Raw genomic sequence first — 14,129 nt, 5'->3', positions numbered from 1 at the left:
AGCAAATATGCCAAAAACGGATGAGCTGCTTGATGTGACGGAGACGGCGATCCCGGCCGCCGTCCATCCACCCGAGCGACGGCGCCGCGCACTTCGCAGACCCCCGCCCACCGTGTTCGTCCTCGCGCTCGGCCTGGCGGCAGCCGTCCTCGTGCTGTCGGGCACGCCATGGCTGAACGGCCCCGCCGTGGCGGCCTGGCGCACCGTCTGCCTGGCCATCACCGTGCAGGCGCTGCCCTTCCTCCTCCTGGGCACCGCCCTGTCCGGGGCCATCAACGCCTTCGTCCCGGCAGACCTGTTCACCAAGGTGCTGCCCAAGCGCGCCGCGCTCGCCGTGCCCGTCGCGGGCATCGCGGGCGTGGTCCTGCCGGGCTGCGAATGCGCGTCCGTGCCCGTCGCGAACAGCCTGATCCGCCGGGGCGTCACCCCGGCCGCCGCGTTCGCGTTCCTGCTCTCGGCGCCCGCGATCAACCCGATCGTGCTGACCGCCACGGCCGTCGCCTTCCCGGGCAGCCCGGCCATGGTGCTGGCCCGGCTGCTCGCCTCGCTCGCCACCGCGGCCGTGATGGGCTGGCTGTGGCTGTTCTTCGGCCGCGAGGAATGGCTGCGCCCGGTCGTCCGGCACACCGGACACCGGTCGGGCCACAGCCGCTTCACGGAGTTCCGGCTCGGCTTCCAGCACGACTTCCTGCACGCCGGCGGCTTCCTCGTGCTGGGTGCGATGGCCGCGGCCACCTTCAACGTGACCGTGCCGCGCTCCGTGCTCGACACCTTCTCCGGCTCGCCCTGGCTGTCCGTGCTGTTCCTGGCCGGGCTCGCCGTCGTCCTCGCGGTCTGCTCCGAGGCCGACGCGTTCGTCGCCGCCTCGCTCACCGGCTTCTCACCCACAGCGCGGCTGGCTTTCATGGTGGTCGGCCCCATGGTGGACCTCAAGCTGATCGCCCTTCAGGCCGGCACCTTCGGCCGGGCGTTCGCGGTGCGCTTCTCCACCGCGACCACCGTCGTGGCCGTGGCCGCCAGCGTCCTGATCGGAGGCGCGCTCCTGTGAAGCGCACCGCGCAAGTGACGCTCCTGATCCTGACCGGCCTGGGCCTCCTGCACACGGCCCTCTTCACCGACCTCTATCTGCGCTACGTCAAGGAGGGCCTGTGCCCGCTCCTGATCATCTCCGGCGCCCTCCTCCTGCTGCTGGGCCTGGCCCACGCGGCACTCGACCGCAACCGCTCCGCAGGCGAGGAGGAACACGACCACGGTCACGACCACGGCCATGACCACTCCGCCGCCCCCCGCATCGCCTGGCTGCTCTTCCTCCCCGCCCTCAGCCTCCTCTTCTACGCCCCACCCGCCCTCGGCGCCTACACCGCCTCCCACGCCGGCAGCGAGACCGTGAAGCAGCGGAAGGGGTTCGCCGCACTGCCCGCGACCTCGCCCCTGCCGATGACCCTGACGGACTTCACCACCCGGGTCCAGCAGGACAAGGAGCTGGCCATCAAGGGCCGCAGCGTCGAGATGACCGGGTTCGCCACGCCGGCCAGGGGCGGCGGCTGGGACCTGACCCGGATCGTCTTCACCTGCTGCGCGGCGGACGCCCAGACGGTCAAGGTCCACATGTACGGCACCCAGGCCCCGCCCGCCAACACCTGGCTGGCCGTCACCGGAACCTGGCACGCACAAGGTGCGCTCGGCACCGGAACCGCGGCGGCGGCCCTCGACGTCCACGCCACCCGGAACATCGCCCAGCCCGTCAACGCCTTCACGGACGACCTGCCCCTCACCCCGTCCTGAGCACGCGAACTCCGGCCGGCAGCAGGGATGTCGGGCGTCCCGCTGCCGGTCCTTAACTCGGTTCGTCCCGTCGGGTTCATGTCCCGATCGCCTGGCATGTCCGAGAGTTAACGGGTCATTGGGGCACATGCGGTGTGAAGAGGGGGTCAACGCGTAAATCATCTTGTCATGGACCTGCGATCCGACGGGCGGATCGCGGTCTCATGGAGGTGTTGGATGCACCGCAGACTCGCCACCGGTCTCGCCGCCTCGACTCTGGCCCTGGTCGCCGTCGTCGCCACCGCGACAGCCGCCGCCGCCGCTCCCGCCGACAAGCCCCAGATCCTTTCGGGCTGGACCCAGACCAGCGCGTCGAGCTACAACCTCTGGGCCGCGGCCCGCGCCAACCAAACCGCCTGGTCCGCCTACGAGTTCGACTGGTCCACCGACTACTGCTCCGACTCGCCCGACAACCCCTTCGGCTTCCCCTTCGCCACGTCCTGTGCCCGCCACGACTTCGGCTATCGCAACTACAAGGCCGCCGGCGCCTTCGACGCCAACAAGTCGCGGCTCGACAGCGCCTTCTACGAGGACCTCAAGCGCGTCTGCAACAGCTACAGCGGTGCCACCGCGACCGCCTGCACCAGCACGGCGTGGACGTACTACCAGGCCGTCAAGGTCTTCGGCTGACACACCGTCAAGCGGGCCCGGGATGCGGGACGCCGGCCTCGGCGTCCCGCAACTCGTGCCCCGGCAGAGGTGGTTCACCCTCCGAATCCGTGCTCTCCGGACCGCCCGCCTCCTGCTCCGTCAGCGCAAGAGCTCGCGCAACAGCCGGGCGTTCTTCACCAGTTGACTCGATCCGGTGCGCTCGGCCACCACCGAGACCTCGGGGATCTCCCCCTTGGCGCCGCAGTGCGAGGCGCATGTGACGCCGAGCGAGAGGAACGCCCCCGCGCCCCGGACCGGCTTGTCCCGCAGCAGACCCGGTAGGGCGGCCGAGAGGACGGACCACACGGTGGCGTAGGCGCCTGTGTCGGCGGCGGTGCGCAGTGCGTCGTGCGCGCGGTTCGACTCCACCCATTGGGCGCGTATCAGCACCTCGATCTGTTCTCCGAGCAGTCCACTGTCCAACTGGCCCCGCGCGGCGAGCACCAGCAGGGCGTCCACCACCGCGTCCGGATCCATCCCCATGTCGGCCGCCAACGCGAGGTGCACCGCGTATTCGGCGGGACCCCCGGACTCCGCCACGAGCGGCAGGATCCCGGTCCTGCCCCGTCCGGACTGAGGCGACTCCATGTAATCACGTGCCATCAACTCATCGCGGTGGTACGGAAGTTGAGCCACCCAGAAGGGCGCGGCCGGTTCCCCGAGCGTGGTCCTCCGCTGCTGATACGGCCCGAACAGGCCTGCCGCGGCGGGCGGGAACGGGGGGTCGACGCTCACCCCCAGGCGGATGGGCGTGCACCACATCTCCCACGAGCTGACCGGCTTCCTCTCCCGCCACCTCTCCCGATGCGAACTCTGCCGCGGCAGACCACCCTCGCGCAGCCACCGCGCCAGCCGCTGTCCGGCGTCCGAGCGCAGCTTCTCGGCCGAGCGCAGCACCTCCTCGCCCGGGTCGGGGGTCACTCGCAGCAGGGCCTGCGCCAGGTCGACCGGGGCGGGGGTGACGCCGAGATCCTCCAACTCCCCGATCCGCGCCACCAGTTCGGCGGCATCCAGGCCGCCGGAGTCGAGGGTCGGCACGGACAGCAGGAAGGGCTGCTTGCCGGACTCGATGACGTCCATCGCCTCGGTCAGCCGCGCCGTGAGCATGGCTCCGGCGAGGGAGGGGACGCGGGCGTACGGGCTGCCCCCGCGCCGTTGGACGGCGTTCTCCCTCGGCTCGTCGCCTCGAACCGCCCGCGCCACGTCGTAGAGGTCGGACTGGGTGCAGTCGTACCTCTCGCGCGGTGTTCTGCGCACGACCGGACCCAGTGCTTCGGACAGTGCGCCCCGGTCGCGGTGGGCGTGGCGGACCAGCCCGTCCAGGGCGCGTTCGAACGGCACCACGTCCCAGTCGTTCGCGACGACCGCCGCGACCTCCTGTGCGACCTCGACGGCCGTCTCGATGGGCCCGGGCACCGGTCGGGGGCCGGTCAGGACGGGCAGCACGTCGGCGACCCGCTCGACGACGATGGATTCCCGGGGTGTGCCGAGCAGGTCGGCGGCTCGTTCCGCGAGGCCCGGGCCGAGCCGCCCGGCGGCCGTCCGCAGCTCCGGCAACACGGGGCCCCCGGCGCTCTTGAGGTGTCGGGCGACCACGTTGAGGGCGCGCTCCTGCAAGGACGCGTCCCGGTGGCCGAAGGTCATCGCCACGTCGGCCAGGACGCGGGCGGCGCGCGTGGGGTCCCGCTTGATCTCCCGGTCGAGCCAGGACAGTTGGGCACGGACGAGCTTCTTCTCCGGCCGCAGCAGGACCCGTTCGCAGACCTCGCTGAGGACGTCCGGCTCCAACAGCCCCGCGTCGCTCACCTCGGCCAGGATCTCCTGGGCGTAGCCGGCCACCGGCAACGACCCGTCCAGCAGGGCCACATGGTCCCGGACGAAGGACGCGCTCTCGGCCGGTGTGGGCGCCAGGGCCCGCAGGAAAGCGAGGGGCGATGCCACCACCATGCGCGTGCCGTCCTGGAGGAGACGGCCGAGCAGGGACTCCACGAGTGCGGCGCGTTCGGCGGCGACCAGGGCGTGTTCGGGCGGTGTGAGGGCGAGCGACTCCAGGATCTCCCAGCCGTGGTGCGGGTGCAGCGGAGCATCGACCAGGTCCGCGAAGAGATTGCGGACGAGCTCCTCGCGGTCGACCAGGCCCTCGGTGGCCAGAGCGGTCAGCATGTGCAGCCAGTACAGCCGGCCGGTGACGAAACGCCCCGGGTGCGCCACGATCAGGGGCAGCAGCACCAGGGTGAAGTCATCGGCGCGCAGCCGCTCCGCCAGGCTCGCTCCCGCTGCGCCACCCCGCAGGTACGCGGGCTGCTCGCCATGGTCGCCGGAGCGGTTGGGCAGCCAGTAGAAGAGGAACGGATCCGTCGTCGGGACCGCGCAGCCCGTGGTGCGTACGACGTGTTCCACGATCCTGAGCCAGCCGACGGGCAGGGCCGGCTCCTTGCCGACGAGCCGCGCGACCAGTTCGGCCCGCCAGGTGACGGGCGACAGCTCCAGGACGTCGACCGCCCAGGCGTCGGGCCTGATCGCGTGCCCGTGCCGCGTGAGCCAGCCGGCCGCCGCGTCAGGAGTGACCTGGCACCCCAGGTCCGCGACGTACCGGGCGGCGACCTCGTCCTCTGGCCGCTCGTACCGGGTCGCCTGTATCGCCTCCCGAAGAGCCGCCGTGTCCTCGGCGTACGCGGCGCGCTCCTCCGGAGTCAGCGTGCGCAGTTCCCCGACCACGGCGGCGATGTCGCCGGTCTCCACGAGTTCCAGCAGTTTCACAGTGCGGCCTCCGCCGTCTCGTCCCGGACCATGCGGGCCGCGAGCACATGTGTGCAGGGGCCGCGTCCGCCCCGGTATTTCGCCCACCACAGGCATGTGCAGCTGAGCCCGCCCGTGTCGTCGGCGCGGACCAGGTGGACCCGATCGCCTCGTCCGACCCGGGTCAAGGCGCCGTCGACCCGGACCGCCCCGTCGGCGACCAGGGCCCGCGCTCCGCGCAGCCGGGGGTTGCGTGTCTCCACGGCGCCCGCGGAGTAGGGCAGTCGGCGATGGAAGTACGCCTCCTCCGCGAGGTCGTAGCCGATCTGACCGGACGTTCCCAGCACCGTCAGCGCGGCCCGGACCCGCTCGGGAGGCAGATCGGCCAGCCGGGACAGCTCGGACACCTCGATCCTCGGCTCCCAGGCCAGCAGTACCGAGACGAGGTTCGCGTCGTCCGCCGCCGGACCGCCCGCGAGGTCGTACAGCACGCCGCCCTCGCCGGAGAACCCCCGTGCCGCGTCCTGGGAGAGCAACAGCGTCAGCCGCATGCCCGGCAGCCCCAACTCCCATGCGCTGGCCGTGACGTGCCCCTCCGCGAGGTCCGGGGCGTAGATCCGCAGGGTCGTGGCGTGCCGCAGCACCTGACGCAGCGCCGACAGCCGGTCGGGACCGGGCAGGCATACGGCTCCGGGTACCGGCCTGCTCGCCGGGCGCAGAGTGCGGCCCGCGGGCACCAGCCAGCGCGTCGTCCGGCCGGCGGCTCCCGGCCGCGGCAGCGCGCGCAGTACCGTCGCCGCCTCCGCCGCCGGAACCTCGGCGCGCAGGGCGAAACCCGCCGCGAGGACCTGGGCCTCGGCGAAACCGCGCAGCCACCGCTCCGGCAGGGGGACCCGTTTCTCCACGAACCGGCCGTCGAAGGTGCTGACCTCCAACTCCTCCGGCCCGACGGTCAGTTGCAGCGGATCCAGACCGCCGAGTCCGGCGAGCGCCCGCCTCAGCGGGAGGTTGATGTCGACGTTCGTGGTGCCGTGGCCGACGTCGTCACCGTCGAGGCCGGGGGCGAGCACGTCGAAGCGGGCGTAGACGCCGCAGCAGCCGGAGAAGGACTCCATCCGCAGCCGGTCGCCGTCGGCCGTCACCACCGGGTCCAACGAGGCCGACGCGGTCGGCCGGTGGTACCGGGTGGCCGCCACGTCGGCGACCGCCAGCAGTGCCGCCGCCGCGGCGGTCGGCGCGGTCAGAAAGCCGCTGAAGAACCGGGGATGGGCCGCCTCGCCGGCCGGCGTGGCACCGCCGGAGGTCTCCAGCGCGAGGGTGCGCCCCGCCGCGGACTCGCGCACGGCCGACGGGTGCAGGTAGCTGTACGACTGTAAGAGTGATGTCACGCGGCCACGCTATGCGGGGGCACTGACAGAAGGCGTCGGACTCGGAGCCGGGTGCGCGGGCGAGGCGGCCCGGACGTCACACCGCGACGACCCGGCCCCCCGTCTCCTCGAACCGCCGCACCGTCTCCGGTCCCACCGCCGTGTCCGTCACCAGCGTGTCCACCGACTCCGCCGAGCAGATCCGGGCGAACGCCCGCCGGCCGAGCTTGCTGGAGTCGGCCGCGACGACCACCCGCTCGGCGCGCTCGCACAGCAGCCGGTTGATCGCGGCCTCCGCCTCGTCGTGGGCCGCCGCGCCGTGCGTCACGTCGAAGGCGACCACACCGAGCACCGCCACATCGACGGTGATCTGCGAGAGCACGCCGTCCGCGAGCGGCCCGACGAGTTCGTACGACTGCGGGCGCGCGACCCCGCCGGTCAGCACGATCTTGAACTGGGGCCGTACGGCAAGCTCGTTGGCGATGTTGAGCGCGTTCGTCACGACGGTCGGCCCGGGAGTTCCGTTCATGAGATCGCCGCGCACGGCCAGGGCGCGGGCCACCTCCGTGGTCGTCGTGCCGCCGGTCAGGCCCACCGCCTCGCCGGGTGCGACGAGTTCGGCGACCGCCTTGGCGATGCGCTGCTTCTCGGAGGCGTGCCGGGCGGTCTTGTAGCGCAACGGCAGTTCGTACGACACCCCGTGCACCACGGCGCCGCCCCGGGTGCGCACCAGCATCTGCTGCTCGGCGAGTTGGTCGAAGTCACGGCGGATCGTCGCGGCCGACACCGCGAGGTCGGCCGCGGCCTCCTCGACGTCGAGCCGCCCGCGCTCCACGAGCAGCTCCAGCAGCGCCTTCCAGCGGGCGTCGCGCGACATCCGCACCCTCCGTTCCTCGATTCTCCGGTGGCCTTAACGCACCCCACCCGCACCGAATTGCTTGATTATGCTCGAAAGCTCGCTATATCTTGCATGAACGAGCATCTTTGGGGAGGGGTACGGCATGACCTATGTCGAGGACGAACTGATCAGTCAGCCCGAGTGCTGGACGCGCGCGGCGGCCCAGGCACCGGAACACCGGGACGCGCTGCCGGCGCCGGGGGAGCGGGTCGCGATCGTCGGCTGCGGCACCTCGTACTTCATGGCCCAGGCGATCGCCGCCCTGCGCGAGGGATCGGGCCAGGGCGAGACCGACGCCTTCGCCGCCTCCGAGTTCCCGTACGGCCGCTCCTACGACCGGGTCCTCGCCCTCACCCGCTCCGGCACCACCACCGAAGTGCTGGAACTCCTGCGGCAGTTGAAGGACCGCACCCGCACCACCGCGATCACCGCCGACCCGCACACCCCCGTCATGACGGCCGCCGACCGGACAGTGGTCCTCGACTTCGCCGACGAACGGTCCGTCGTGCAGACCCGGTTCGCGACCACCGCGGTCACCCTGCTCCGCGCCCACCTGGGCCTGCACACCGACACCGTGGTCGCCGACGCCCGCACCGCGCTCGCCGCCGAACTGCCGCAACAGCTCGTCGCCTGCACCCAGTTCACCTTCCTCGGCCGGGGCTGGACGGTCGGCCTGGCCAACGAGGCCGGGCTCAAGATGCGCGAGGCCTCACTGTCCTGGACCGAGGCCTACCCGGCGATGGAGTACCGGCACGGCCCGATCAGCATCACCACGCGCGGCACCGCCACCTGGATGCTCGGCGAGGCACCCGAGGGACTCGCCCAACAGGTGGACGCCACCGGCGGGTTGTGGATCGACGGCGGCCTGGACCCGCTCGCCGAACTCGTCCGCGCCCAGCGCCTCGCGGTAGCCGTCGCCGCGCACCGCGACCTCGACCCCGACCGCCCGCGCCACCTCACCCGCTCGGTGATCCTCGCCCCCTGAAGCCCGGCACCCCAGACTCCAGGAAGGACAGGCCGTGCCCCTCGTCACCACCGGCGAACTCGTCACCCGAGCCGCCGAGGCCCGCTCCGCCGTAGCCGCCTTCAACATCATCACGCTGGAACACATCGAGGCCGTCGTCGGCGGCGCCGAGTCCGCCGGCGCGCCCGTCGTCCTCCAAGTCAGCGAGAACGCCGTCAAGTTCCGCCACGGCCGCCTCCTCCCGCTCGCCCGCGCGGCCGTCGCCGCCGCCGAACGGGCCGCCGTACCCGTCGCGTTGCACCTCGACCACGTCCAGAGCGACGACCTGCTACGCCAGGCACAGGCCGCCGGTTTCAGCTCCGTCATGTACGACGCGGCCCGTCTGCCCTACGCCGAGAACCTCGCCGCGACCCGCGCCGCCGTCGACTGGGCACACGCCCAAGGGCTGTGGATCGAGGCCGAGTTGGGAGAGGTCGGCGGCAAGAACGGCGAGCCGCCCCTGGACGCCCACGCACCCGGCGCCCGCACCGACCCCGCCCAGGCCCGCGCCTTCGTCGCCGACTCCGGCGTGGACGCACTCGCCGTAGCCATCGGCAGCTCACACGCCATGACGACCCGTACCGCCACCCTCGACCACGACCTCCTCGAGCGGCTCACCGCCACCCTGGACGTCCCCCTCGTCCTGCACGGCTCCTCAGGAGTCCCCGACGACGAACTGACCGCGGCCGTCGCCGGCGGCATCACCAAGGTCAACGTGGGCACGGCCCTCAACCTCGCGATGACCGGCGCGATCCGCGCCTTCCTCGCCGAGCACCCCGAGGCGGTCGACTCCCGCACCTACCTGAGCGCGGGACGGGAGGCGATGGCGGAGGCGGTGGCCCGCATCATCGCCGTGCTCGACGGAAGGCGTCCGGCTACCGCTTGACGGCCTTCAGCACCACGAACTTCGAGTCACTGGCGACCAGTTGACTGTTGCCGAACAGCCGTTTCAGCTTCACGTGGTAGGCGAGATGGCGATTGCCGATCACGTGAAGCTCGCCGCCCGGACGCAGTGCCCGCCGCGCGTCCGAGAACATCCGCCAGGCCGTCGCGTCGGTCGTCGCCTGATGGGAGTGGAACGGCGGATTGTTCAGCACGAGGTCCACGCTGTCGGCCGGGACCCCGGCCAGCCCGTCCCCGACCCTGAACTCGGCATGCCCCGGTACCCCGTTGGCCTTGTACGTGGCCTCGGCCGACGCCACGGCCTGGAACGACTCGTCCACGAACAGGACTTCGGCCTCCGGATCGGCCAGCGACACCGCCGTACCGACGACACCGTTGCCGCACCCGAGGTCGACGACCCGGCGCAGACCACGACTTGAGGGCAGATGCTGGAGGAGGAAACGAGTGCCGATGTCGAGGCGCTCGGCACAGAACACCCCCGCGTGATTGACCACGGTCCGCCCCGACACCGCACCGATGCCGTCGGGCAGGGCGTAGCTGTGCGGCCAGGGGTTTGCGGCACGCGCCCCCGACGACCGTGGCGTGCAGTGGATCAGCCGGGCCTTCTTCTCGGCCAGGGAGGTCCGGGTCGGGCCGAGGATCCGCTCGAACAGCTTCAGCGTCGAGGTGTGGATCTCCTTCACCATGCCGGTGCCCACGACGACGGTGTCCGCGTGCACCGCGGGCGCCAGCCGCAGCAACTGGTCCTCCAGCAGCGCGAGGCTCTTGGGCACCCGCACCAGCAGCACGTCGACGCGCTCGGGCGGCGGGTCCTGGGTGGTGAGCAGCCGTACGGAGTCGGAGAGGACCTCGCCCCGCGCGAGGTTCGCCTTCGTCGCCTCCTGGGTGAGGAAGGAGTCCGTGATCTGCACCGGACCGTGCTCCGCGAGCGCCGTGGCCAGGGCGCCCCAGCGGTCGCCCACGATCACGACCGTGCCGGACAGCGGGGTGTCCTGTTCCGCGAGATGTCGCAGAAGGTATTCGTCGGAGGCGTCCCAGGCGCGCAGTTGATCGCGCGGGTCCTCGGGGAAGCGGGCCAGGGCGTGCTCGCCCCACGGAGTCGTCATTCGGTCGATATGGTCGTCCATCGTGCGCCAAGGCTAACCGAGTGCCAGCTCATGGCCGGTCGGGGCAGGATGGACCCATGGACGCCGAGCTGTTTCCGAGGGCCCGCACGGAGGTCGCGCCGGGCGCGGTGCACCTGCCGGACTGGCTCGACCCGGACCGCCAGCGCGACCTCCTGACGGCCTGCCGCGAGTGGGCCCGCCCGCCCGCCGGTCTGCGCACGGTCCGCACACCGGGCGGCGGCACGATGACCGCCCGACAGGTGTGCCTGGGCTGGCACTGGTACCCGTACGCCTACTCCCGCACGACGACCGACGGCGACGGCACCCCCGTGAAACCCTTCCCGGCCTGGCTCGACGACCTGGGCAGACGGGCGGTCACCGACGCACTGGGGACGCCGACGGCGTCGTACGACATCGCCCTGATCAATTTCTACGACGGCGACGCCCGCATGGGCATGCACCGCGACAGCGACGAGAAGTCCGATGCGCCCGTCGTCTCACTCAGCCTCGGCGACACCTGCGTCTTCCGCTTCGGCAACACCGAGACCCGTACGAAGCCTTACACGGACGTGGAGTTGAGGAGCGGGGACCTGTTCGTGTTCGGGGGCCCGTCGAGGCCGGCGTATCACGGGGTGCCGAGGGTGTACGAGGGCACAGGGCCGGAGAAGTTGGGTCTGAGGGGCAGACTGAACGTGACGCTGAGGGTCAGTGGCTTCTAAACGGGGGGCGCGTCTCGAAGGGGCGCGGGGCTGTATCGATATGCGGCTCCGCCGCGTGGGCGCGACAAGCCCCCACCGGCCGCCACTGTGAACACAACCCCCAATGGCTCTCTCTACGGATCATGGGAGACTCCCCCTCATGAGCGGCGAAGGGACAACCTCAAGGGCAAGACTGGACCGGGGCCGCGGAGCGCTTGGCCCCGCGTTGGAGCTCGTGCACACCGGCCGCGCCCCCACCCGAGCCGTGCTGACCGCAGAACTGGGCGTGACCCGGGCGACGGCCGGCGCGGTAGCCGCCGAGCTGGAGGCCCTCGGCCTGATCAGGGTCGACGCACGCCCCGGTGCCGCAGCCGGCTCGCAGGGCCGCCCCTCGCACCGGCTCGCACTGGCCGAGGACGGCCCCGTCGTTCTCGCCGCCCAGGTCCACGCCGACGGCTTCCGCGCCGCGCTCGTCGGCCTCGGCGGCCGGATCGTGGCGACCGCGCCCGGCTGCGAGACCGTGGACGCCGACCCGGCGAAGGTGCTGGGCTCGGTCGTCGAGGCGGGCGCGGATCTGCTGCGCGAGACGGGCCGGCGCTGTGTGGGCGCCGGGCTCGCCGTGCCGTCCGCCGTCGCCGAGCCCGAGGGACTGGCCCTGAACCCCCTGCACCTGGCCTGGCCCGCGGGCGCGCCGGTGCGGCGGATCTTCGCCGAGTGCGTGCGCGCGGCCGGCATCGCCGGACCCGCGTTCGCGGGCAACGACGTCAACCTCGCCGCGCTCGCCGAGCACCGGCACGGCGCGGGCCGCGGCGCCCGCGACCTGCTGTGCGTGGCGACCGGACACCGGGGTGTGGGCGGCGCGCTCGTCCTCGACGGCCGTCTGCACACGGGGAGTTCGGGGCTCGCGCTGGAGGTCGGGCACCTCACCGTCAACCCCGAGGGGCGCCCCTGCTACTGCGGCAGCCGCGGCTGCCTGGACGTCGAGGCCGACCCGCTCGCCTTCCTCACCGCCGCCGGGCGCGAGCCCGGCCCCGAGGTGTCCCTGCTCCAGCAGGCCAACGACCTGATCCGCAACCACTACGACGACCCGACCGTCCGGCAGGCCGCCGAAGCCCTCATCGACCGGCTCGGGCTGGGCCTCGCCGGGCTGGTCAACATCCTCAACCCCGACCGGATCATCCTCGGCGGACTCCACCGCACCCTCCTCGACGCCGACCCCGAGAGGCTGCGCGCGGTCGTCGCGGACCGGAGCCTGTGGGGGCAGAGCGGGGGCGTTCCGATCCTCGCCTGCACCCTCGACCACAACAGCCTGGTGGGCGCCGCCGAGTTGGCGTGGCAGCCGGTGCTCGACGATCCGCTGGCGGCCCTTTCCTGACCTGGCCGGTGACGCCCGGCGGACGGAATCGACGAGCCCGTTGGGACCTCGGCACAAGTGGGTCTATCGTCGGAAACCTAAGGCCAGAGGATGGAGGGCGGCCGGTGATGCCGCAGGACGAGGCCGTGATCGGATGCACGGGGAAGGTGATCATCGGAACCCGCGGGAGCGCGGGCCCCGGCGAGATCCTGGTGAGCGTCCGGGGCGGCTCCGAGACCTTTCTCGCCTGGTCGGACGATCCTCTGCCCACGGGGGCCACGGTGCTCGTCATCGAGTCGCGTGGACGGCGTGAAGTGCACGTCATCGAGTGGGTGGATCCATTGGACGCGCTGGGCGGGGACCCCGCCGGCGCTGAGTGAGGAGTACCAATGTTCGGTTACCGCGTTCCCGCCCCCGATGAGGCGATGCTGATCTCGGGTGGCAGGCGGGGACTGGGGGGCGCGCCGTTCCGAGTGGTCACGGGGCACGGAAAGTTCGTGCTCCCGGTCTTCCGCAAGACCCGTTTCCTCACGCTGTCGATGTGCGAGGCCGAGGTCACCGAGACCTGTGTGACCCGGCAGGGCATCGCGCTGCACGTCCGCGCCGTGATCGCGTTCAAGGTCGGCAACGACACCGAGAGCATCATCAACGCGGGCCAGCGGTTCCTCTCCGACCAGGACCAGATGTCGGTGCTGACCGGCCGGATCTTCGCCGGTCACCTGCGGTCCATCATCGGTTCGATGACGGTCGAGGAGATCGTCACGGAGCGGCAGAAGCTCGCCGCCGAGGTCCTGGACACGTCAAAGGTCGAGATGGCCAAGATCGGTCTGATCGTGGACTCGCTGCAGATCCAGTCGATCGACGACGGCGAGGTCGGCTACATCGAGGCCATGTCCGCGCCGCACAAGGCGGCCATCCAGCGGCAGGCCCAGATCGCCCAGGCCCAGGCCACCCAGGCCTCCGTCGAGGCGGAGCAGGTCGCGGCCCGCAACCAGGCCGAGTACGCCCGGCAGACCGCCGTCGTCAAGGCGGAGTACTCCGCCGAGGTGGACCGCGCGCAGGCGCAGGCCGCGCAGGCCGGACCGCTGGCGCAGGCGCACGCCCAGCAGGAGGTGCTGGCCGCGCAGACCGAACTGGCCCAGCGCCAGGCCGAGTTGCGCCAGCAGCAGCTGGTCGCCGAGATCGTCAAGCCGGCCGAGGCCGAGGCCCAGCGGATCAAGCTGCTCGCCATCGCCGAGGCGGAGCGCATGAAGATCCAGGCCGAGGCGGCGGCGTCCTACGACCGGGTCGCGCTCGACCGGATGCTGATCGACCAGCTTCCGCAGATCGTGAAGGAAGCGGCGGGGGGTCTGGCGGGGGCCAACGTCAATGTCCTCAACGGTGCGGACGGCCTCGGCGAGATCGCGGCAGGCTTGGTCTCGCAGGGGCTGACGATCCTGGACTCGGTGCGCGGGAACCTGAGCGGGGCGGACCCCGACGGGCGTCGGCCCGGCGAGGAGGTCAAGAACCTGCTCCAGCTTCAGGCCAAGAAGGACGACAAGAAGAACGATGGGCCTGTGGACCTCGACTGAGCGTTTCGTTTGACT

General features: G+C 71.8%; 13 protein-coding genes. 9 read left to right on the top strand and 4 right to left on the bottom strand.

Features of this window, described 5'->3' with window-relative positions:
• The first annotated feature begins 7 nt into the window (after positions 1 to 7).
• From ACIRRY_RS13085 to ACIRRY_RS13075, 3 genes are all read left to right on the top strand, one after another.
• Positions 8 to 1,048, top strand: coding sequence for a permease (locus tag ACIRRY_RS13085; protein ID WP_403971496.1), 1,041 nt, complete (start codon positions 8 to 10; stop codon positions 1,046 to 1,048).
• Positions 1,045 to 1,785, top strand: a complete 741-nt coding sequence (locus ACIRRY_RS13080; protein WP_403971494.1) for a TIGR03943 family putative permease subunit — start codon at positions 1,045 to 1,047, stop codon at positions 1,783 to 1,785. Before ACIRRY_RS13085 ends, ACIRRY_RS13080 begins: the two co-directional genes overlap by 4 nt.
• A 216-nt stretch (positions 1,786 to 2,001) precedes the next feature.
• Complete coding sequence (locus tag ACIRRY_RS13075) at positions 2,002 to 2,454, top strand: phospholipase (protein ID WP_403971492.1); 453 nt, start codon at positions 2,002 to 2,004, stop codon at positions 2,452 to 2,454.
• Positions 2,455 to 2,574: 120 nt separating this feature from the next.
• Here ACIRRY_RS13075 and ACIRRY_RS13070 read toward each other — a convergent pair whose 3' ends face one another.
• From ACIRRY_RS13070 to ACIRRY_RS13060, 3 genes are all read right to left on the bottom strand, one after another.
• Positions 2,575 to 5,235 (bottom strand): DUF6493 family protein, encoded by a 2,661-nt coding sequence (locus ACIRRY_RS13070; protein WP_403971490.1) that lies wholly within the window; start codon positions 5,233 to 5,235, stop codon positions 2,575 to 2,577.
• Entirely contained in the window at positions 5,232 to 6,602 is a 1,371-nt protein-coding gene (locus ACIRRY_RS13065; protein WP_403971488.1) for an SWIM zinc finger family protein, read from the bottom strand. Before ACIRRY_RS13065 ends, ACIRRY_RS13070 begins: the two co-directional genes overlap by 4 nt.
• Positions 6,603 to 6,678: 76 nt before the next feature.
• Complete coding sequence (locus ACIRRY_RS13060) at positions 6,679 to 7,458, bottom strand: DeoR/GlpR family DNA-binding transcription regulator (RefSeq protein WP_403971486.1); 780 nt, start codon at positions 7,456 to 7,458, stop codon at positions 6,679 to 6,681.
• Positions 7,459 to 7,582: 124 nt separating this feature from the next.
• Between ACIRRY_RS13060 and ACIRRY_RS13055 the strand changes: the two genes are divergently transcribed.
• Positions 7,583 to 8,464, top strand: a complete 882-nt coding sequence (locus ACIRRY_RS13055; protein WP_403971484.1) for an SIS domain-containing protein — start codon at positions 7,583 to 7,585, stop codon at positions 8,462 to 8,464.
• Between the two features lie 34 nt (positions 8,465 to 8,498).
• Complete coding sequence (locus tag ACIRRY_RS13050; RefSeq protein WP_403971482.1) at positions 8,499 to 9,368, top strand: ketose-bisphosphate aldolase; 870 nt, start codon at positions 8,499 to 8,501, stop codon at positions 9,366 to 9,368.
• Here ACIRRY_RS13050 and ACIRRY_RS13045 read toward each other — a convergent pair.
• Positions 9,358 to 10,491 (bottom strand): methyltransferase, encoded by a 1,134-nt coding sequence (locus tag ACIRRY_RS13045; protein ID WP_403971480.1) that lies wholly within the window; start codon positions 10,489 to 10,491, stop codon positions 9,358 to 9,360. The genes ACIRRY_RS13050 and ACIRRY_RS13045 overlap by 11 nt on opposite strands.
• 77 nt (positions 10,492 to 10,568) lie before the next feature.
• Here ACIRRY_RS13045 and ACIRRY_RS13040 point away from each other — a divergent pair, with 77 nt between their 5' ends.
• The 4 genes from ACIRRY_RS13040 to ACIRRY_RS13025 all read left to right on the top strand — a co-directional run bounded on the left by ACIRRY_RS13040 (position 10,569) and on the right by ACIRRY_RS13025 (position 14,114).
• Entirely contained in the window at positions 10,569 to 11,210 is a 642-nt protein-coding gene (locus ACIRRY_RS13040) for an alpha-ketoglutarate-dependent dioxygenase AlkB family protein (protein ID WP_403971478.1), read from the top strand.
• 103 nt (positions 11,211 to 11,313) lie between these two features.
• On the top strand, positions 11,314 to 12,564 hold the full coding sequence (locus ACIRRY_RS13035) for an ROK family protein (protein WP_403971476.1): 1,251 nt from the start codon (positions 11,314 to 11,316) through the stop codon (positions 12,562 to 12,564).
• 107 nt (positions 12,565 to 12,671) lie between these two features.
• Positions 12,672 to 12,923, top strand: a complete 252-nt coding sequence (locus tag ACIRRY_RS13030) for a hypothetical protein (protein ID WP_200691361.1) — start codon at positions 12,672 to 12,674, stop codon at positions 12,921 to 12,923.
• Positions 12,924 to 12,932: 9 nt separating this feature from the next.
• On the top strand, positions 12,933 to 14,114 hold the full coding sequence (locus tag ACIRRY_RS13025) for an SPFH domain-containing protein (RefSeq protein ID WP_403971474.1): 1,182 nt from the start codon (positions 12,933 to 12,935) through the stop codon (positions 14,112 to 14,114).
• The last annotated feature ends 15 nt before the right edge of the window (positions 14,115 to 14,129 follow it).

The sequence above is a fragment of the Streptomyces sp. NPDC101776 genome (assembly GCF_044766845.1).
Lineage (GTDB): Bacteria > Actinomycetota > Actinomycetes > Streptomycetales > Streptomycetaceae > Streptomyces.
Note: the sequence above shows the minus strand (reverse complement) of the source record. Positions and strands in the feature narration are given on the sequence as shown.

Coding starts and splice junctions, on each gene's coding strand:
- ACIRRY_RS13035 (WP_403971476.1), top strand. CDS start 11,314: ATGGCTCTCTCTACGGATCATGGGAGACTCCCCCTCATGAGCGGCGAA.
- ACIRRY_RS13040 (WP_403971478.1), top strand. CDS start 10,569: ATGGACGCCGAGCTGTTTCCGAGGGCCCGCACGGAGGTCGCGCCGGGC.
- ACIRRY_RS13075 (WP_403971492.1), top strand. CDS start 2,002: ATGCACCGCAGACTCGCCACCGGTCTCGCCGCCTCGACTCTGGCCCTG.
- ACIRRY_RS13025 (WP_403971474.1), top strand. CDS start 12,933: ATGTTCGGTTACCGCGTTCCCGCCCCCGATGAGGCGATGCTGATCTCG.
- ACIRRY_RS13085 (WP_403971496.1), top strand. CDS start 8: ATGCCAAAAACGGATGAGCTGCTTGATGTGACGGAGACGGCGATCCCG.
- ACIRRY_RS13055 (WP_403971484.1), top strand. CDS start 7,583: ATGACCTATGTCGAGGACGAACTGATCAGTCAGCCCGAGTGCTGGACG.
- ACIRRY_RS13045 (WP_403971480.1), bottom strand. CDS start 10,491: ATGACGACTCCGTGGGGCGAGCACGCCCTGGCCCGCTTCCCCGAGGAC.
- ACIRRY_RS13030 (WP_200691361.1), top strand. CDS start 12,672: ATGCCGCAGGACGAGGCCGTGATCGGATGCACGGGGAAGGTGATCATC.
- ACIRRY_RS13060 (WP_403971486.1), bottom strand. CDS start 7,458: ATGTCGCGCGACGCCCGCTGGAAGGCGCTGCTGGAGCTGCTCGTGGAG.